Below are 18,296 nucleotides of genomic sequence, written 5' to 3'. Positions count from 1 at the left end.
ATGCCCTCTGGCTTTGGTGTTACTGGCTGTGTAGGGATTTTGACTTTCATACCAATATCCAGCTTGTCGGGGTCTGCAATCTGCGGATTGGCCGCAATTAATTTGTCCAGCGCTACATTGTATTTTTGAGACAGCAGATATAAGGTGTCGCCTTTTTTTACCATGTGTATTTTCACAGGGAACTAACCTCCTAGACGTCATACTTGGGCAGTACATTCGCCCATACCGTTACTACATCCTATGCAGTAACCGGGCTAATGACATCATTTGAACAAAAAAAATCCTCCCGTCTTCTAAAATTCCACATACACGAGGCATGCAGCATTTTATCGGACAAGGAGAATTCCTGTTATTTATTCAGTTAAACGTAAACTGTCTATTCCCACACCTTGTAACCGTCTTTGTCGACAATCTGACGGAAAGCTTCAAGCAATTGCAAAGTAACTGGGCCTGCTGTACCAGAACCAATCGTTCTGCCATCCACTTCACAAGCCGCAATAACTTCCGCAGCCGTTCCTGTGAAGAATACTTCGTCAGCAATGTACACATCATGAAGGGTGAAAGGCACTTCTTTTAACTCAATACCCAACTCCCCGCACAGATCAATAATCGCTTGACGGGTGATGCCTTCGAGTGCTCCAAGGTAACAAGGAGGAGTATACACTACACCGTTTTTGATAATGAAAATGTTATCGCTTGAACCCTCGGTTACGTAGCCTTGTGAGTTCAGCATAATGGCCTCACCTGCACCCGAATAGTTCGACTGCAATTTGACAAGGATGTTGTTCAGATAGTTGAGGGATTTGATCTTCGGATTCAGCGCATCCGGGATGTTGCGGCGCTGTGATACGGAAACGGCCTTCAATCCAATAAGATAAGCTTCTTCTGGATAGATCGCCAGCTGTTCCACAATAATGATCACGGAAGCTTTAGGGCAGCGGGTCGGGTCAAGACCCAGATTGCCGGGTCCGCGTGAAACGATCAGACGAATATAACCATTACGCATATCGTTGCGGCGCACCGTTTCAGCCATCACTTCAAGCATCTCATCGTAAGACAGCGGAATGTTCAAACTGATGGATTTTGCCGAATCATACAAGCGATCCAAGTGTGCCTTGCATCTGAAAATATTGCCATTGTAAATCCGAATACCTTCGAAGATCCCATCTCCGTACAAAAAACCATGGTCATACACCGAAACTTTTGCATTCTCCTTGGTTACATACTGACCATCCAAATAGATCCATTGTTCTGCCACGACTACCTGCACCTCCATTAAATATGCATTTCCCATATTTCCGAAACATAATAACTTGTCCATCTTACATCAAAAATAACGGAAAAACTCTCTTATTTCGCACAGACGCTGATGACTTCTTTACATTATCCAACCACTATCCGGTTATTTCCGTGAAGGGTATGTATAACATGGATAACTGCCAAGAACACGCACCTGACAATTCAACGCCTCGATTTCGGCCATGGCTGCCGTGAGCAGTACGGAATCAACCGTTTCAATGACATCAATGTAAAAATAGTAGCTGCCTAATCGTTTTTTCGTTGGACGAGATTCAAGACGGGTCAAGTTCAGCTTTCTCCACGCAAAAGCGGAGAGCACTTGATGAAGCGCACCCGGTGCATCCTCAGGCAGCGTTACAAGCAGACTGGTCTTCACATGATCAGGTTCACGCGGAATGCTGACGGGTTCATGGCCAATGAGTACAAAACGGGTGTAGTTATTGTCATGATCCGTTACCCGTTCAGCCATGATATCAAGACCATGCTTTTGAGCTGCAAGCTTTGTACCGATTGCCACCCAACCTTTGCCCGGATTTCTCTTCACAATCTCCACTGCTTCAGCGGTGCTGTTCACACCTTCGAGGTCTGCATCAGGTGAATGCTGCCGAATAAAATTCTGACACTGGGGGATTGCCACAGGATGGGACATGATCTTGGTGATTTTACCAAAATCATATGTGCCATCCTCCGTGACGAATTCATTTCCATGTCCAATGATATTCTGAATGGAGGGATATACCCACTCTGCCTGCATCGGGATATCCACTTCATTAACAAGCCAGTCCATATGCAGGCTAACGGAGCCTTCAATCGTATTTTCAAACGGAATCACGCTGTACTGTACACTCCCGCTATCAACAGCACGAAAAATGTCGGAAATGAGTTTGGAATGCTGCAAATCGAGTGCTTCTCCATTAAAAAGGAAATCGATCGCCTCGTGTGAAACCGATCCCTCAGGCAATACTGCAATTCGTTTCATGCGTTAACTTCCCCTTTGATTCTGTCCAAAAAAGGACGTTCATCTTGATCCGGCAGTATAACAGTGCCGTCCAGATCCGGGTCCAGCCACAAAGCAGAGGCAGTAATCCCCTCCTGCTTCATAACCCCCATTAAGTATTGCTCCAGCTCTGACTTCCGGGTATCATGACGATCCACCAATGCAAGAACCGTTGGCCCCGCCCCACTTAGTGCAGCCCCCAATGCGCCATGTTCGGCAGCCTGCTCCAGAATCTGCGTCATGCCGGGTACCAGTGATGCACGATATGGCTGATGGATCCGATCCGACATCGCCTTTTGAATCATATCGAGCCGCCCACTGGCTAATGCAGCGACAAGCAATGATGAACGACTCACGTTGTGCACAACATCGGACTTACCAAACTGCTTGGGAACAACATCTCTTGCTTTTGAAGTGGACAGCTGGAAGTCCGGCACAATGACCAAAGCTTGCAAATCCTGATGAGGTTCAATACGAATATAGTCGACATCCTGCCCGTCCCAAGCTGCAGTAATGATTCCTCCGCACAACGATGCCCCGACATTGTCGGGATGTTTCTCCAGCGCAGTGGCCATATCCAGCAGTTTATCATTCGATAACGGGCTGCCAATCAATGCATTGGCACCGGCAAGTGCAGCAACAATTGCCGATGCACTGCTTCCAAGTCCCCGAGTGAGGGGGATGTCGGAATACATCGAAATTTCAAGCTCAGGCACAGACACCCCTGCTTCATCAAATACCATCTGCGCGACTTCATAGATCAGATTGGATTTATCCACAGGCAGACCCGTCAGATGTTCTCCGTATAGATGAAGTACCGTCTGTGCTGCCGGTTTGATCTCAAGCCAGGCATATAAAGACAAGGCCATGCCCAGGGTATCAAACCCTGGACCGAGATTGGCTGTGCTTGCCGGGACTTTTACGGTTACTTTTTCACGCAAGCTCATACAGACTGCTGCTCCAGTTGGGCAATAGCTGCCATAACCGCTTCTTCCGTATCTTCAACAACCAGCGGCTCCACGGCTGCCGTCTGAATGGCCACATTCGGGTCTTTCAGCCCGTTACCCGTTAACACACATACAACGGTTTCCCCGCCTTTGAAGTAGCCTTCACTATGCAGTTTGTACACACCAGCCACCGATGCAGCAGAAGCAGGTTCAGCAAACACCCCTTCACGCGCTGCAATAGTGCGGTAAGCTGCCAAAATTTCTTCATCTGTAACATAGTTGATCTGTCCGCCAGACTCCTCGGCTGCAGCCACTGCTGTTTTCCAGCTGGCAGGGTTACCGATTCGAATCGCTGTAGCTACAGTTTCCGGCTCAAGAATAGGCTCTCCTTTTACGATAGCCATAGCGCCTTCTGCCTCAAAGCCGACCATGCGCGGCAATGTGCTTGATTTCCCTGCCTCTTTATACTCTTTAAAGCCTTTCCAGTATGCCGAGATATTACCCGCGTTACCAACGGGGATAGCAAGAACGTCAGGCGCTTCACCCAACTGCTCAACCACTTCAAAAGCAGCTGTTTTCTGCCCCTCAATCCGGTACGGGTTGACAGAGTTCACAAGTGTAATGGGGTGTTTAGCCGTAATTTCACGTACAATCTCAAGCGCACGGTCGAAGTTACCATTGATTGCGATAACTTTGGCACCGTAGATCATCGCTTGAGCCAGTTTACCCAAAGCAATATTATTATTCGGAATCAGCACGATACAATTAAGCCCACCGCGTGCGGCATAGGCTGCAGCGCTTGCGGATGTATTCCCAGTAGATGCACACATAATCGTACGACTGCCCTCTTCTATTGCCTTAGCAACAGCCATCACCATTCCGCGATCCTTAAATGAGCCTGTAGGATTCAAACCTTCATATTTGAAATACAGATTTAAACCGAGTTCTTTCGATAGATTCTCTGCATGAATCAGCGGTGTATTACCTTCCTGCAGTGTAAGCTGAGGGGTATTCTCATTCACGGGCAGATGCTCTTTGTACGTTTGCAATAGTCCTTGATATCTCATTGTGGGTAAACTCCTTTATGATGAATTAATCAAAATGATTGAATAAATGGTGGATCAATAAAAATTCATAATGTGAACCTGTGCTTCTGTTGATTTGTTTTTCATTCACAGCTGTTCTTTAAAAACTATCCCTCAACGCGGTAAACACTCTTGATCCGGCGAATCACATTTAGGGACTCAAAATGTCTGAGCACCTTATCCATACTCGCTTTGCTTGCGTTATGCGTGACAATAATGATCTCGGCATCCGGATTATGCTCATTTGGCTGCTGCACGACCGAGGCCAAACTGACTTCATACTCCGCAAAAATCTGCGTAATCTGTGCCAATACACCCGCTTTGTCGTCCACGTGCAGTAAAATAAAGTTTTTCGAGAAGATCTGCTCGTCACTTTGCAGCCTCTTCTGCTTATAAGGCACTATTGCCTTCAATCCATTTACGCCAAGCTTGAGGTTTTTGGTTACGGCGACAATATCCGCGACGACAGAAGTGGCTGTCGGCAGTTCACCCGCACCTGCACCGTAAAACATCGTCTCCCCTACCGCCTCACCATGCACATAAACTGCGTTGAACACACCATTTACCGATGCAATCGGATGATTCTGTCGAACCATCGTAGGCTGCACACTAATCGTAATTTCATCATCGATGCGATCTGCGATTCCAAGCAGCTTCAGCTCATATCCCAGTCTTTTGGCGTACGCGATATCCTCACGTGTGACCGAAGAGATTCCTTTTACAGTAACATCCTTCAGCTCCACATTCGTACGGAAACCGAGGGTGCCCAAGATTGCCATTTTACGAGCAGCATCGAGTCCTTCCACATCCGAGGTCGGGTCTGTTTCCGCGTACCCTAAAGCCTGTGCTTCCGCTAGCACCTCTTCATAGGATGCTCCTTCCTGGCTCATTTTCGTAAGTATATAATTCGTCGTGCCGTTCACAATACCCATAATCCGGGTGATCCGGTCAGAAGAGAAACCTTCGATCAGTGTACGGATAATCGGGATGCCGCCAGCCACACTCGCTTCATAGAACACGTCACACTGCTTCTCCTGTGCCTTTGCCAGAATCTCCGAACCATGCAGTGCCATAAGGTCTTTGTTCGCTGTTACGATATGTTTCCCACGTTCCAGCGCTTCAAGGATATATTCTTTTGTCTGATCGATGCCGCCCATCACTTCGACGATCACATCAATGTCCGGATGGCGAATGACATCCCAAGGGTTCTCTGTCAGCTTCGCCCGGTCTATGGGGATGACACGATCCTTCTCTGTGTTCTTCACAGCGATTTTCTCGATGATAATCGGCGACCCAACCTGACTGCTCAGATCTTCCTGATTTCCTTCCACAATTCGGACAACGCCCGTTCCAACCGTGCCCAGGCCTAACAATCCGACTTTTACCGGTTTCACTAACGACCTACCCCCTATTGTCTGCTCCTGTATTCTCAAAGCCCGATTAACCTTGGCCTACGATCCTTGTGCGCTTCACCCCGGGCATATCCTGCATTCGGTCCAGCATTTCTCCAATCTCTCCATGCAGATGCGTCGTTTCCACGGAAATAACAACATTGGCTCTTCCCTGAAGCGGAATACTCTGATTAATTGTAAGTACGTTGGCCCCGTAACCTGCGAAATGCCCGAGTACACGAGACAAAATTCCTGACTGATGCTCCAGATCAATCGAGATCGTTACGATTCGCTCGCGCTCCAACTGATTGATGAGATGGATTCCATCTTTGTACTTGTAAAAGGCACTCCGGCTTAATCCGACCTGCTCGACAGCCTCATGCACTGTTTTGACATCACCAGAAGCAAGCAGTTCTTTCACCTGCATTGTTTTTACCACAGCCTCGGGCAAAATATCTTCCCGTACTAAGTAATAGCGTTCATTCACAGAACGTCCTCTCCTCAAAGACTCATGTATTCATATAGTGGACATTATATAGGATGATTCACAAAAGGGCAATACGTGACATGTCTATTTTTCTAAAAAACTATTTCTCACAGTATACAGGCTTATGCCCCTCCCATGTCAGAAAAACAAAAAAAACGCAGCGTCACGGGTAACTTCCCGCTTCACTGCGTCCTTGTTTGTGAGAAACAGCGGCTTAATAGTAACTGCTGCTTTCCACGAATTCAAACTCGAAATCGCCAATCCGTACAATGGTGCCTTCCACGGCGCCGCGTTTACGAAGCTCATCATCTACACCCATGTAACGAAGTGTACGTGCCAGCTTCAGAATCGCTTCGTGTGAATTCAACTGCATCCGTTTCATCATACGATCAATCTTGGCACTTTCCACAATAAACGTATCGTTCTCACGCACAATGCGGAAACCTTCGTCCTCTTTTTTCTCCAAGCTGTATACTTTACGCTCGGAGAGCTCAGCCACTTCTTCTACTTCAGGTTCATCCGGAATCTGATCCAGCAGATCAGCCGCACGGTACAGCAGTTCCTGAATACCTTGACGCGTCAGAGAGGAAATAGGCATCACTTCAATATCCGATTTCACTTCGCGAACCTGCTGTAAAAATTGCTCCAAATTGGCTTCGGAATCCGGCATATCCATTTTGTTCGCTGCCACAACCTGCGGTCTCTCGGCGAGCACCGGATTGTACAGTCTCAGCTCATCATTGATCTTCTGCCAGTCTTCAAAAGGATCACGACCCTCGGAACCAGACATATCCACAACATGAATAATTACCCTTGTCCGCTCAACATGCCGCAGGAACTCATGGCCCAGTCCGACACCCTCATGTGCCCCTTCAATCAGACCTGGCAAATCCGCCATGACAAAGCTGCGGCCTTCACCTACATCCACGACACCCAGGTTAGGCGTGATGGTTGTAAAGTGATACGCTCCTATCTTAGGCTTCGCTGCCGAAACAACGGACAACAGGGTAGATTTTCCGACACTCGGGAAACCGACCAGCCCTACATCCGCCATGACTTTAAGCTCAAGCACAATGTAACGCTCTTCGCCTTCTTCACCATTCTCGGCAAGCTCAGGTGCAGGGTTTCTCGGCGTTGCAAATCGAATGTTTCCCCGACCGCCCCGGCCGCCTTTGGCAACGACAACCTGCTGACCATGACGTGTCAGATCGGCCAGAACCTCTCCGCTGTCCTCATCGATAATCACCGTACCTGGCGGGATGCGCACGATCATATTCTCCGCATTTGCACCATGCTGGCTTTTGTTACGTCCTTTTTCCCCGCGCGGGGCTTTGAAGTGACGCTGATAGCGAAAGTCCATCAATGTCCGCAGACCTTCATCTACCCGAAAAATAATATCGGCACCCCGGCCGCCATCCCCGCCTGCAGGTCCGCCTTCCGGTACATACTTCTCCCGACGGAATGAAACGATACCGTCCCCGCCATCTCCTGCTTTTACGTAAATCTTCGCTTTATCAACAAACATTAGTTACCCCTTCTTCCTATATTCCACAAGGCATTCTGAATTGTATAAACGTATCCCCAGACGGAAGCTGCTCCGTTCTGACTTTTTTACCTTTGAGTACGGCTGTTAGCTGCCGCAGCGTTTCCGGATCGGGGGTTTGATCACCGTCCAGCCGGACGACCACATCTCCATGATCCTGTCCGAAGTTCAAGGTCAGTTTGCGAACCTCTCCCCAAGACGACCGGCCGCCGCCATATTGATAGGCCCGGATTGCATCCGCAATCGCCCCCGTAAGCGACTCGCCATCCTCGGGAGAGACCAGAGCACTGAGCTGCAGTTCTTCCTCCACTTCCACATGCAATTCCAGCGCTACTCCACTGGCCCGGAAAGACTGCAAATAAAATACGAGGGAAGGGATGCCTAATTTGGATATCCGGCTTTCTTCCGTAACCCGCTCTTTTATTCTTTCCACACACTGCAGGGATTTATCAAGTTTGCCCAGTCTGAGATATCCATATAACACCTGAAGGTCGTTCATCCAGTCATGCCGATGATGATTTAATGAAGCTATTGCGGTTTTTTCCATGGATTGTATGATGGTTTTGCGTTCCGCTTCCGCCTGCCTTTTCAGCGCATATACAGAAATGGACATCGCCGCAACGGACCACAATGCGCACACGACGCTCGCGAAGGGCGCCGGATACAGCACAACGAAAACCAAAGGAATCACAAGTGAACATGCCGCAATCCACGGCACTCTTTTCCAGGATCTCATGGCTTCTCCCCGTTCTAACAAAACTCGGTTGGTTTAGACCCACCGTAACCAAGTATAACATGTCTTTTCTGCCAGTTCATTATCGAATAGTCGTTCAATGCAAAAAACCTCCGGCAAAAATGCCGAAGGCTCCTTAGGCGGAATGCCGGTATTAAGCTTCTACTGCCGCTGCTACTGGAGCAACGTCAACAGGGTAGATGCTTACTTTTTTGCGATCGCGACCCCAACGTTCGAATTTAACAACGCCGTCGATTTTCGCGAACAAAGTGTCATCTTTACCGATACCCACGTTTGTTCCTGGGTGAATTTTCGTTCCGCGTTGGCGAACGAGAATGCTGCCACCAGTTACAGTTTGGCCATCTGCACGTTTAACACCCAGACGTTGTGCATTACTGTCACGTCCGTTCTTCGTGGAACCTACACCTTTTTTCGATGCGAACAACTGAAGATTTAATTTCAACATGATTGGTTTTCCTCCTTCTTTGCTTATTGATGCTGCTGTATTTGAATATACTTCCCGTATGACTCTTCAATATTAGAGAGCATAACTACCATGGATTCGAGCAACAACTGTACCTGAGAAAAGTTTTCCCCTTTTGTCAGCATTGGCAAAGAACCACTCAGAAAGCCATTCTTCATCTTGGCATCCATCTCGACACCAGTCAATGCTTCAATCGAGTTCACTGTACCTACTGTTACAGCAGATACCCCGGCACATACGATATCTTCTCCCCGCTTGGCAAAATTGGCATGCCCTTCGATGGAAAAACGTTCGATGTTCCCGTCCTCATCACGAAAGATTTGAACGATAATCACTTATCGCACCTTCTTACGCTTTGATTTTTTCGATAGTTACTTTAGTGTACGGTTGACGGTGACCTTGCTTCACATGGTAGTTCTTTTTAGGTTTGTATTTGTATACAACAACCTTTTGACCTTTGCCATGTTTCTCCACTTTAGCCGTTACAGTAGCTCCGGAAACCAATGGTGTACCTGCTGTCAAACCTTGATCGTTAGATACAGCCAGGACACGGTCGAACGTTACGCTTTCGCCGTCGTTCGCATTCAATTTCTCGATGAACAGAACATCGCCCTCTTGGACTTTGTACTGTTTGCCGCCTGTTTCAATAATTGCGTACATTTGCCTTGCACCTCCTCATGTCTCAGACTCGCCCGTACTCAGGTGGCACTCCTTGCGGAACTGCGCTTATACCTAGCCAGTGCGGTTACAGCATGTGCAAGACCAATAGGCTAAACACATACTTGACGATTATATCACGCTGTACAGCAAAAATCAATGCAAAGGTGAAATATATCTTTTGCCCGTTCCGTGACAGGAAGAACAAGCCTCTACATAGGGCAGTGTGCTCTCTTCTCTCACCTTTTTACGAGTCAGCTCAAGCAATCCCAGCTTGGTCCATCCCAAAACAAAAGCTTTAGTCCGGTCCTTACGCAGCTCCTGCTCCAGCGCCGCTGCGACTTCGTATCGATTCTGTGCCTCTTCCATATCAATGAAATCCACGATAATCATGCCGCCGATGTCCCGGAGCCGCATCAGCCTCGCAATCTCTACTGCGGCCTGCATGTTGGTTTCGGTTACCGTTTCCTCCAGGCTGTCCCCGCCAGCCCCTATATATTTGCCTGTATTCACATCGATTACCGTTAATGCTTCGGTATGATCAATGACGATATATCCACCTCCAGGCAGCCATACTTTGCGGGCAAAATCTTTGTTCAGCTGCTCCTGTACGCCGTATGCATCAAAGATAGATTCTGTTCCCGAATACACATGAACACGGGGCTCGTGTCCAGGACAGATCTCTTCAAGGAGTGCCCGGATTACCCCGGCCTGTCCTTCGCTATCGGTAATTACCTCGTCACTGCCAGGAGTATACACATCTCTGATGACTCGCTGAATCATGCTGTGATCCCGGTGCAGCAGGCTCGGAGAAGGCAAATTGTTTGCTTTTTCTCGGATCAGAAGCCACTGTGAACGTAACGTCTCCAAATCAATCTGAATCGCCTCATACTGTTCCTCAGCAGATACAGTACGTATAATCAGCCCTTCTTCATGCCGGCGCAGCTGCTCTCCCATCGCTTTGAGACGGGACCGATCTCCCTCCCGGGCAATTCTTTTGGAGACAGCCACGTAACCCGCTTCAGGCATATAGACAAGCCAGCGGCCCGGAAGTGAATAGTGCGTAGTCACCCGGGCTCCTTTGCTTCCTACTGGTTCCTTCAGAACTTGTACAATCAATTCCTGACCCGGACGCAGCAGCTTCCGAGATGGAAGGTTTTACTTTGGGCTGTTTCTCCAGATGAGGATGAAGCACATCATCCACATACAGAAAAGCATTTTTTTTCTGACCGATATCCACAAAGGCAGCCTGCATACCCGGTAACACGTTAACTACCCGTCCCTTGAAAAAAGAACCCAGCAGACCGCGCTCTCGTGTACGCTCTGCCGTGAATTCCACAGCTTTGCCTTCTTCCAGAAGCGCCATTTGCATGAGGTTAGGTTCATTATGTACAATCATTTGTTTCATGGCTTCACCTCTAGAAGACACTTCAATTCATCCACATCCATTTCGTAATATATACAAGTCGAACTAAAATTGATTTATACAGGCACTTCGATGACAGAATGCATTGATTATCTTAATTGTATTTACCCCGTTCAAGAACAGATCCATCAGCAGACATCATCATTTATCCGCATTTTGTTGAAAATAGGAACCGATCACGCGCTGCTCTGGCAGCACTGCCATGATATGTCCCTGTTTATTCATAACGTATACCATATGGTACCTTTCTCTTTTTAATAGACGCAAAATAGTGTCCAAAGGTTTCGCCGGGAACGAGATTATTGGCTGGGCCAAACTGCCTGCAGCCGCATGCCGGACGAAAACAGCTTCACGGTTCATCAGGAAACGGATAAAGCGATAAGGCACATTTCGATAATCGGTAAAGTTGGAGTAAAACAAAAAAAGACCAATTAACAAAAGGTTTAAAGGAAGTCCGTAATTCCCCGAGATCCACTGGATGACTGCAGCCAAAATAACCCCTGCGCTGCACAGGATACTGATGCGGTAAGTCCACATAAGTGTGGTATAGTATGGGGCCCACAGGCTGACCAGTGCTTGGACGATTTTACCGCCATCCAGTGGTAAAACAGGCAGCAGATTAAACAGAGCAATGAGCATATTCGCCTGAATGATATAATCCAGAAACACCGGATCACCCAACTGGAAATGACGCAGCAGCAGCACAACGCCAACCATCAGCAGGTTCTGGAGCGGCCCAGCCAAGGCAATAACGATCTCGCGATAAGCTGTCAGTTTCCCCCCATCTTCAATAACCGCCACGCCTCCAAAAGGAAGCATCTGTATCGATAACACACGGCAGCCCAGAAGGGCTGCCGCAGCAGCATGTCCGCATTCATGAATAAAAACGATCGCAAAGAGTGTAATCAGTTCAATAAAATGTCCAGTCAGCAGGGATGTCATCATGATAATCACAAAAAAAGGGTGAAGCGAGAGGCGCACCCCCCATACCCTAATCAAGGGCGACGACTTCCGCAGGGTCCACGTACTCTTCTCCTTCTTTTATCGCAAAATAGAGCGCAGCCGGCTGTTCACTGCTCCCTGCTTTCATACTTCCTACAGCACTGCCTGCTTCAACCCAATCATTGACCTGGACGTCACTCGCATTCATTCGGCCGTAAATGGCTTTCACCTTGCCGGTATGCTGGATCACAACGGTATAGCCGCTGGATGCATCTCCAAGAACCTCAAGTACGCGTCCAGCGCCAGAGCTTACCACCTGCACAAGTCCTCCTGCTCGCACGCCATCGGGAACAATCTCGATTCCTTTCAAACTAAGTGCAAACGGTTGAACCACCGTTCCTGAGACCGGCTTACTTAGAAGCTGCCGAACGCCAGCACCGTTCACGGCATCAGTGGTATGTCCAAGCACAGGCAGAAAGGAGGGCGTACCGCCAAAATTCCGTTCATACCAAGCGGCAGCCGCTGCAAAATCCATATCGTTATGAAGTGCATCGGCAATGACGGTTTTAGGAGGTATGGTCCATGATGCGTTTAGCTGGAACAGTCCCCACACTCCTGCAAATAAAACGGCACTAACAATGGTCCGCCGCAGCAGTGATCGGATTAGCTTAAACCCGGGACGCCCTGAGGGTCCGATATGTCCATTCTCTTTTTTCCACAGCCATTCCGGGTCTCTTTCCTGTGTTTCCTCTACAAAAACAAACGGCTTCTGCCGGATCGATTCATCCTGTTCACTTCTTCTTTCCTTGTCCGTACTTCGCTCTTCACTACGATCTGTGCTTCTCCCTCTGTCTCTTTCCCGTTCTCTGTCCCATTGAAAAACAGGCTTCTGTTCCTGAAATACTTCATGCACTGCACCATCCATCAGCCGTCGAATTCGCTCTTCTCTTCTCTGTTTGATTCTCAGTTTCGTATTCATCAAATGTCCTCCCGCCGAGGCTTGTTTACTACATCCTATGAAACAATAGAGGGAATTATGAACAAGCCCATATACAGAACCTTAAATAAACTCAAAGCTTGAACAAGAGCAAGGTAGGGGGCTTAATATGATGTATAACGTGCGGCTGTTATGAAATCAATTGATAAAAGGGGCTAATGAGCGAGTAAACGAAAGAACAAGAACATACAAAAAAGCCGGGTACACCGTCCCGGCTCTGATACATTCAATCTTATTCAGCGATGTTCAATGTTCGTTTATGCTGAACAGCATACCTTACCCCATTCCGAAAAATTTCTTAAAACGGGAAAACGCGCCCTTTTTCTGCTCCAGCTGCATTAATGGCACGGTGTCTCCCAAAATTCTTCTTGCAATATTGCGATAGGCAATGGCGGCAAGTGAATCCGGGTTCATCACTGTGGGTTCACCTGAATTGGCGGCTTTGATGACAAGTTCATCATCCGGCACAATTCCAATCAGGTCGATGTTAAGTACTTGTAAAATACCATCGATATCGAGCATGTCACCTGACTTCACCATATTGTTGCGAATCCGGTTCACCACCAGCTTTGGTGACTGGATATGTGAACTCTCCAGCAATCCGATGACACGATCCGCATCACGAACCGCTGCATTTTCCGGTGTAGTGACCACGATGGCTTGATCTGCTCCTGCTACCGCATTTTTGAATCCCTGCTCAATCCCTGCCGGGCAGTCAATAATAACGTATTCAAAATCTTTTTTAAGTTCCAGGATGATATCCTTTACCTGTTCTGGCGATACAGAGTTTTTGTCTCTCGTCTGCGCTGCAGGCAGCATGTATAATTCTTCGAACCGCTTGTCTTTCACCAAAGCCTGATTCAGACGGCAGCGGCCATCCGCAACGTCGCACAGATCGTAAATAATGCGATTCTCGAGTCCCATCACAACATCCAGATTACGAAGGCCGATATCGGTATCGACCAGACAAACCTTTTTGCCGAGCAGCGCCAGCGCTGTCCCGATGTTTGCCGAGGTGGTCGTCTTACCTACGCCGCCTTTACCCGAAGTGATCACGATCGCCTCTCCCATGAGCTACACTCCTTTAAACACATTAAAATCTCGGCGCAACCGAACGATATTGCTCATCTTGTCGATCTGCATCTGATTGTCCTGCAAATAAGCAAATTCCATTCCGGTTTCACGGCTCTCCCATTCATCCGGAGGACGGCTGATCACATCTGCAATACGCAGCTGTGTCGGTGCGAACACCGATGCGGCAATAATCGCCTCTTCGTCCCCGCTGATTCCGGCATGAGCCATACCTCTGAGTGAACCCAATACATATATATCTCCAGTACACGTCACCGTGCCGCCTGGATTGATATCTCCAAGAAAGAGGAGATTTCCCTCATGATGAAGCACCTGTCCTGAGCGTACCATGCCGCACATCGTCACAATCGGCGGGGGACCTTTGACCTGCTCGACAAGTGCAGGCGAGTCAATGGACCGGATCAGCAGATTTCCTTTTTGCTTCAATATATCCAGAATCTCATCTTTCTGGTCTTCTGTAACTTCCCGCGCTCCCAGCTTGATATCCACATGAACAATCGGTCCGGTCAAAATATTTTGATGGCTGTGTTCCAGCTTATAGCGGAGCTCATAGAGCAATTCCTCGAATTCACATTGATCGTCCAACAGGAAAACCAGGCCGTCTCGGATGCCTTTAATCGTTACGTGATTCGATTTTACCGTCATAAGCCTGTCCCTCCCATCTCATTACATTTCGTGCCCCGGTCCCCAAGTTCCTGCTTTATATTCCACAAATGTCATCAGGAAGCTTCGTCTGCCTTGCTTCTCGGCTGCCCGATCTTCTCCAGTTGTTTGCGCAGCGGAACATAAATAATCAAGGCAAACACAAAGTGAACAAACAGATTAGGGATCATGTATTCAATCAACGCCCAGTCGTAGGTCACATGATTAAGCTGGAAGAGTTTGTATAAGAAAAATAACATCGTATCATTCAGCAGACTTCCGAGCAGGACAACCGAAACCATAATAGGCAGCGGTGCACGAGGTGCTTGAAATATCAATCCCATCATATAAGCGGACAGTCCCATCGAGAATCCATAAGGGCCAATCATCTCCCCGTAGAAGACGACGTCATGCAGAAGACCAAACAATATGCCCAAGACCAAGGCCGTATGCCGGTGATGATAAACAGCAAAAAACAGAATAACGATATAGACCAGGTTAGCTGAAATACGCATCTGCCAAGCCGAAGGAATGATCTGCGGCAGAATCGTATCTTCGGCGATGAACAGCACGAACAGTAACAGAAACAGGACCTGTTTGCGTGTTACCATCACTCTTTAACCTCAGGCGGAATGATCACAATCAGCTCTTTCCAGTCGAGGAAGCTTGCATATGGCTCAATTGTAGCAGTCTTCGTCAAACCATACTCGCTTTTCTCAATACTCTTCACTTCACCGATGCGCATATACTTCGGAAAATTGTTAATGATGCCGGATGAGATGATCTCATCACCCTTTGCAATATTGGAATCTTCCGAAATCTTCGTCATCTTCAGCATACCGCTCTTCGGATCATAACTTTCGATCATGCCAAACACTTTCTCTTTACCTAAAGCCGTAGCCGCAATCGCATTCGACGTTGGATCATTGGCATTCATGGAAGTTAGCAGGTTCACCGTTGACGTATACGCGCTGACATGACTGACTACCCCAACCAGTCCTTTCTGTGAAGTAACCGCCATGCCCGGTTTAATGCCTGCATTTTCCCCGATATCAATGTTAATCGTTCTGCTGTTCGGATCGGAATTGGCACTGATGACCTGAGCTATTCGCGAGCCGTAGTTATACCGATTCTCCTGCTCTTTCGTAAAGTTAAGGGCCTTCCGAAGCCCCAGATTTTCTTGCTCCATTTCATTGAACTTCAACCGGTCCCTAGTGTAGTGTCCCATTGCAATACGCAGCTCTTCATTTTCCTGATATACCGCACGCATGTTCGCCACATCTTTGAAAAAGCCCGCTACATAAGAGGCGGGCTTGTAAAATACGTATTGTACAAATCCAACTGAATCCTTAAGGAATTTCTCCGGCCAGGATAAAGTGGCTCGCGGACTAAGCGTAAAGCCCATCAGCGCGATAAATGTAACAAGGCCCACCAGCAAAACAAAAAGTCTTTTGTTACCCAGCAGTTTAAACAGTTCCAACACCCTCTAACATCCATTATTCTCTTCCGAGCCCAGCCCGGCGGGGAGACATCAAACCTGAAGTCCCTGCGAGAATATCAGTCAATCCTCCCCTGTTAAGCGGGTTACAGCTCTCCCGGAATATCCGGGCACTTCTTTTAATGTGCCGCCTGATCAGGATCAGACAAGCAAGCTGCCAATTAACGCTTGGAACGAACTGCTGAACTGCTTCTGCTTTTGAACATATGAATATTCTCCAGTGCTTTACCTGTTCCGATGGCCACACAATCCAGTGGGTTCTCTGCTACAATAACAGGCATTCCTGTCTCACCAGCGAGCAGTTTGTCCAGATTGCGAAGCAGAGCCCCGCCGCCTGTCAGAACAATTCCGCGGTCCATAATGTCCGCAGCAAGCTCGGGAGGACATTTCTCAAGTGTTACTTTAACGGCTTCGATGATGGCATTTACGGTATCTGCCAGAGCTTCGCTGATTTCGTCCGAAGTAATGGTAATTGTCTTCGGCAGACCTGTCACCAGGTCGCGACCACGAATCTCCATCGTTTCTACTTGCTCCAGCGGCATAGCTGATCCGATATCCATTTTGAGCTGCTCGGACGTACGCTCACCGATCATGAGATTATACTGGCGTTTGATGTATTGAATGACGGACTCATCCATCTCGTCACCCGCAACACGCACCGAACGGCTTGTTACAATACCGCCAAGCGAGATGACAGCTACTTCTGTTGTCCCCCCACCAATATCAACAACCATACTGCCTGTCGGCTCCCAAACCGGCAGGTCTGCACCAATGGCAGCTGCAAACGGCTCTTCAATCGTGTAAGCCTCGCGTGCGCCCGCTTGTTTGGTTGCATCTTCCACAGCCCGCTGCTCTACTGCCGTGATTCCGGACGGTACACATACCATTACGTTCGGATGACGCTGGAACATGGAACGCTGTTTCTGAGCCTGACGAATAAAATATTTAATCATCGTTGCTGTTGTATCAAAGTCAGCGATTACGCCGTCCTTCATTGGACGAATGGCACGAATGTTGCCAGGCGTACGTCCGATCATTTTTTTAGCAGACTCACCTACTGCCTCAATGCTTTTTGTATCCGTACGCAGAGCGACTACCGAAGGTTCGCGCACCACAATTCCTTTACCTCGTACATAAACCAGCGTATTCGCTGTCCCCAAATCAATACCCAGATCTTTCGTAAAACCACCAAACATGACGTATTCTCCTTTTCTGCCTCATATTGCCGCTCCTCTTTCATGACAAGAGCGTAATTTTCATTTCCACGAAACCGTGGAGCTAATATTCGCATTTTGTATTTTCGATCTTAAAAATAAAGTGAACCTATCTTTAACGGTCACATCCGTTATCATTCATAGGAAAACATCAACGCCAACCATTATATTATACCAAGCCCTTCTCCTTCAAACTTACGTACGTTCCATCACCAATAACAAGATGATCCAGAACGTCAATGCCCACGATAGCGCCGGCTTCGATCAGTCTTTTCGTTATCTGAATATCTTCCGGGCTGGGCGTTGGATCACCACTGGGATGGTTGTGTGCACACACAATCGAGGCACTGCTGCATTTGATGGCGGCACGAAATACTTCACGCGGATGTACAATCGAAGCATTAAGGCTGCCCATGGAGAGTGTTTCCTGAGCTATGATATGATTTTTGCTGTTCAAAAAGAGACACACAAAATGCTCTTTCTGCAAATAACGAAGCTGCTCCATCAAAACATCCGCAGCATCACGCGGTGTACGGATTGTGGTCGAAGGGGCAAGTCGGCTCTTCGCGATTCGATGGCCTAGCTCAATACCGGCTTTAAGCTGAACCGCTTTGGCTTGTCCAATGCCTTTCATTGCCGTCAATTCTTCAAGGCTCAGATCCATTAGCGAGCGGACGCCGCCTGCTTCATTAAGAATCCGCTGTGCCATATGCACAGCAGATTCCTGTCTTGTTCCTGTTCGAAGTAAGATAGCCAGCAATTCGGCATGACTCAAGGCGCCCGCCCCATATTCCATCATGCGTTCTCTCGGGCGTTCTTCCTGGGGGATGTCGCGCATCATATATTGAGGCGACTCCATATA

Annotated in this window: 20 protein-coding genes, 1 pseudogene and 1 other annotated feature (1 of these 22 running past the window's edge); all 21 genes and pseudogenes read right to left on the bottom strand. The window is 48.0% G+C overall.

Annotated elements, in window-relative coordinates; translation table 11 throughout:
* Nucleotides 1–176: the 5' portion of a LysM domain-containing protein gene (locus ABXS70_RS03155; protein WP_366293809.1), read on the bottom strand. The gene continues 16 nt to the left of window position 1, outside the view; the window shows 176 of its 192 coding nt (coding positions 1–176); its start codon is at nucleotides 174–176; its stop codon lies off the left edge, out of view.
* Between the two features lie 200 nt (nucleotides 177–376).
* Nucleotides 377–1,258, bottom strand: a complete 882-nt coding sequence (gene ilvE / locus ABXS70_RS03150; protein ID WP_342552507.1) for a branched-chain-amino-acid transaminase — start codon at nucleotides 1,256–1,258, stop codon at nucleotides 377–379.
* A 144-nt stretch (nucleotides 1,259–1,402) separates the two neighbouring features.
* Entirely contained in the window at nucleotides 1,403–2,278 is an 876-nt protein-coding gene (gene pheA, locus ABXS70_RS03145) for a prephenate dehydratase (RefSeq protein ID WP_342552508.1), read from the bottom strand.
* Nucleotides 2,275–3,243, bottom strand: coding sequence for a homoserine kinase (gene thrB / locus ABXS70_RS03140; RefSeq protein ID WP_342552509.1), 969 nt, complete (start codon nucleotides 3,241–3,243; stop codon nucleotides 2,275–2,277). The genes pheA and thrB overlap by 4 nt, the downstream gene beginning before the upstream one ends.
* Nucleotides 3,240–4,310, bottom strand: coding sequence for a threonine synthase (gene thrC, locus ABXS70_RS03135; RefSeq protein ID WP_366293803.1), 1,071 nt, complete (start codon nucleotides 4,308–4,310; stop codon nucleotides 3,240–3,242). Before thrC ends, thrB begins: the two co-directional genes overlap by 4 nt.
* Before the next feature lie 125 nt (nucleotides 4,311–4,435).
* Complete coding sequence (locus tag ABXS70_RS03130; protein ID WP_342552511.1) at nucleotides 4,436–5,722, bottom strand: homoserine dehydrogenase; 1,287 nt, start codon at nucleotides 5,720–5,722, stop codon at nucleotides 4,436–4,438.
* A gap of 46 nt (nucleotides 5,723–5,768) precedes the next feature.
* Nucleotides 5,769–6,206 (bottom strand): ACT domain-containing protein, encoded by a 438-nt coding sequence (locus ABXS70_RS03125; RefSeq protein WP_110898886.1) that lies wholly within the window; start codon nucleotides 6,204–6,206, stop codon nucleotides 5,769–5,771.
* 214 nt (nucleotides 6,207–6,420) lie between these two features.
* Complete coding sequence (obgE, locus tag ABXS70_RS03120) at nucleotides 6,421–7,731, bottom strand: GTPase ObgE (RefSeq protein ID WP_342552512.1); 1,311 nt, start codon at nucleotides 7,729–7,731, stop codon at nucleotides 6,421–6,423.
* A 16-nt stretch (nucleotides 7,732–7,747) separates the two neighbouring features.
* Nucleotides 7,748–8,485: a Spo0B domain-containing protein gene (locus ABXS70_RS03115; RefSeq protein WP_366293798.1), complete on the bottom strand. Its 738-nt coding sequence runs from the start codon at nucleotides 8,483–8,485 to the stop codon at nucleotides 7,748–7,750.
* Between the two features lie 151 nt (nucleotides 8,486–8,636).
* Nucleotides 8,637–8,948 (bottom strand): 50S ribosomal protein L27, encoded by a 312-nt coding sequence (gene rpmA / locus ABXS70_RS03110; RefSeq protein WP_110898889.1) that lies wholly within the window; start codon nucleotides 8,946–8,948, stop codon nucleotides 8,637–8,639.
* Nucleotides 8,949–8,971: 23 nt separating this feature from the next.
* Nucleotides 8,972–9,301 (bottom strand): ribosomal-processing cysteine protease Prp, encoded by a 330-nt coding sequence (locus ABXS70_RS03105; protein WP_342552514.1) that lies wholly within the window; start codon nucleotides 9,299–9,301, stop codon nucleotides 8,972–8,974.
* A 13-nt stretch (nucleotides 9,302–9,314) separates the two neighbouring features.
* Entirely contained in the window at nucleotides 9,315–9,626 is a 312-nt protein-coding gene (gene rplU, locus ABXS70_RS03100) for a 50S ribosomal protein L21 (protein ID WP_090919085.1), read from the bottom strand.
* Between the two features lie 14 nt (nucleotides 9,627–9,640).
* Nucleotides 9,641–9,723 (bottom strand) — a sequence feature (ribosomal protein L21 leader region).
* 56 nt (nucleotides 9,724–9,779) lie between these two features.
* Nucleotides 9,780–11,031: pseudogene (locus ABXS70_RS03095) on the bottom strand (Rne/Rng family ribonuclease).
* Nucleotides 11,032–11,190: 159 nt separating this feature from the next.
* Nucleotides 11,191–12,048, bottom strand: a complete 858-nt coding sequence (locus ABXS70_RS03090; protein ID WP_342552516.1) for a M50 family metallopeptidase — start codon at nucleotides 12,046–12,048, stop codon at nucleotides 11,191–11,193.
* Complete coding sequence (locus ABXS70_RS03085; protein WP_342552517.1) at nucleotides 12,041–12,970, bottom strand: M23 family metallopeptidase; 930 nt, start codon at nucleotides 12,968–12,970, stop codon at nucleotides 12,041–12,043. The genes ABXS70_RS03090 and ABXS70_RS03085 overlap by 8 nt, the downstream gene beginning before the upstream one ends.
* Nucleotides 12,971–13,264: 294 nt before the next feature.
* Nucleotides 13,265–14,059, bottom strand: coding sequence for a septum site-determining protein MinD (gene minD, locus ABXS70_RS03080; RefSeq protein ID WP_024633965.1), 795 nt, complete (start codon nucleotides 14,057–14,059; stop codon nucleotides 13,265–13,267).
* Between the two features lie 3 nt (nucleotides 14,060–14,062).
* The gene (minC, locus tag ABXS70_RS03075; RefSeq protein ID WP_342552518.1) at nucleotides 14,063–14,725 is read right to left on the bottom strand and encodes a septum site-determining protein MinC; all 663 of its coding nucleotides are present in this window, start codon (nucleotides 14,723–14,725) and stop codon (nucleotides 14,063–14,065) included.
* A 74-nt stretch (nucleotides 14,726–14,799) separates the two neighbouring features.
* On the bottom strand, nucleotides 14,800–15,333 hold the full coding sequence (gene mreD, locus ABXS70_RS03070; RefSeq protein WP_342552519.1) for a rod shape-determining protein MreD: 534 nt from the start codon (nucleotides 15,331–15,333) through the stop codon (nucleotides 14,800–14,802).
* Nucleotides 15,333–16,205, bottom strand: coding sequence for a rod shape-determining protein MreC (gene mreC, locus ABXS70_RS03065; protein WP_342552520.1), 873 nt, complete (start codon nucleotides 16,203–16,205; stop codon nucleotides 15,333–15,335). Before mreC ends, mreD begins: the two co-directional genes overlap by 1 nt.
* Nucleotides 16,206–16,381: 176 nt before the next feature.
* Nucleotides 16,382–17,416, bottom strand: coding sequence for a rod shape-determining protein (locus tag ABXS70_RS03060; RefSeq protein ID WP_111268761.1), 1,035 nt, complete (start codon nucleotides 17,414–17,416; stop codon nucleotides 16,382–16,384).
* Between the two features lie 187 nt (nucleotides 17,417–17,603).
* Nucleotides 17,604–18,293: a DNA repair protein RadC gene (gene radC, locus ABXS70_RS03055; RefSeq protein ID WP_366293788.1), complete on the bottom strand. Its 690-nt coding sequence runs from the start codon at nucleotides 18,291–18,293 to the stop codon at nucleotides 17,604–17,606.
* Between the last annotated feature and the right edge of the window lie 3 nt (nucleotides 18,294–18,296).

This window comes from Paenibacillus sp. AN1007 (assembly GCF_040702995.1).
Lineage (GTDB): Bacteria > Bacillota > Bacilli > Paenibacillales > Paenibacillaceae > Paenibacillus.
The sequence above is the reverse complement of the archived record's forward strand: the minus strand, read 5'-3'. Positions and strand labels throughout refer to the sequence as shown.

What these genes read in the sequence shown, in the direction of transcription:
- pheA (WP_342552508.1), bottom strand. Translation starts at nt 2,278, where the DNA reads ATGAAACGAATTGCAGTATTGCCTGAGGGATCGGTTTCACACGAGGCG.
- thrB (WP_342552509.1), bottom strand. Translation starts at nt 3,243, where the DNA reads ATGAGCTTGCGTGAAAAAGTAACCGTAAAAGTCCCGGCAAGCACAGCC.
- thrC (WP_366293803.1), bottom strand. Translation starts at nt 4,310, where the DNA reads ATGAGATATCAAGGACTATTGCAAACGTACAAAGAGCATCTGCCCGTG.
- obgE (WP_342552512.1), bottom strand. Translation starts at nt 7,731, where the DNA reads ATGTTTGTTGATAAAGCGAAGATTTACGTAAAAGCAGGAGATGGCGGG.
- ABXS70_RS03115 (WP_366293798.1), bottom strand. Translation starts at nt 8,485, where the DNA reads ATGAGATCCTGGAAAAGAGTGCCGTGGATTGCGGCATGTTCACTTGTG.
- rpmA (WP_110898889.1), bottom strand. Translation starts at nt 8,948, where the DNA reads ATGTTGAAATTAAATCTTCAGTTGTTCGCATCGAAAAAAGGTGTAGGT.
- rplU (WP_090919085.1), bottom strand. Translation starts at nt 9,626, where the DNA reads ATGTACGCAATTATTGAAACAGGCGGCAAACAGTACAAAGTCCAAGAG.
- ABXS70_RS03085 (WP_342552517.1), bottom strand. Translation starts at nt 12,970, where the DNA reads ATGAATACGAAACTGAGAATCAAACAGAGAAGAGAAGAGCGAATTCGA.
- minD (WP_024633965.1), bottom strand. Translation starts at nt 14,059, where the DNA reads ATGGGAGAGGCGATCGTGATCACTTCGGGTAAAGGCGGCGTAGGTAAG.
- minC (WP_342552518.1), bottom strand. Translation starts at nt 14,725, where the DNA reads ATGACGGTAAAATCGAATCACGTAACGATTAAAGGCATCCGAGACGGC.
- mreD (WP_342552519.1), bottom strand. Translation starts at nt 15,333, where the DNA reads ATGGTAACACGCAAACAGGTCCTGTTTCTGTTACTGTTCGTGCTGTTC.
- ABXS70_RS03060 (WP_111268761.1), bottom strand. Translation starts at nt 17,416, where the DNA reads ATGTTTGGTGGTTTTACGAAAGATCTGGGTATTGATTTGGGGACAGCG.
- radC (WP_366293788.1), bottom strand. Translation starts at nt 18,293, where the DNA reads ATGGAGTCGCCTCAATATATGATGCGCGACATCCCCCAGGAAGAACGC.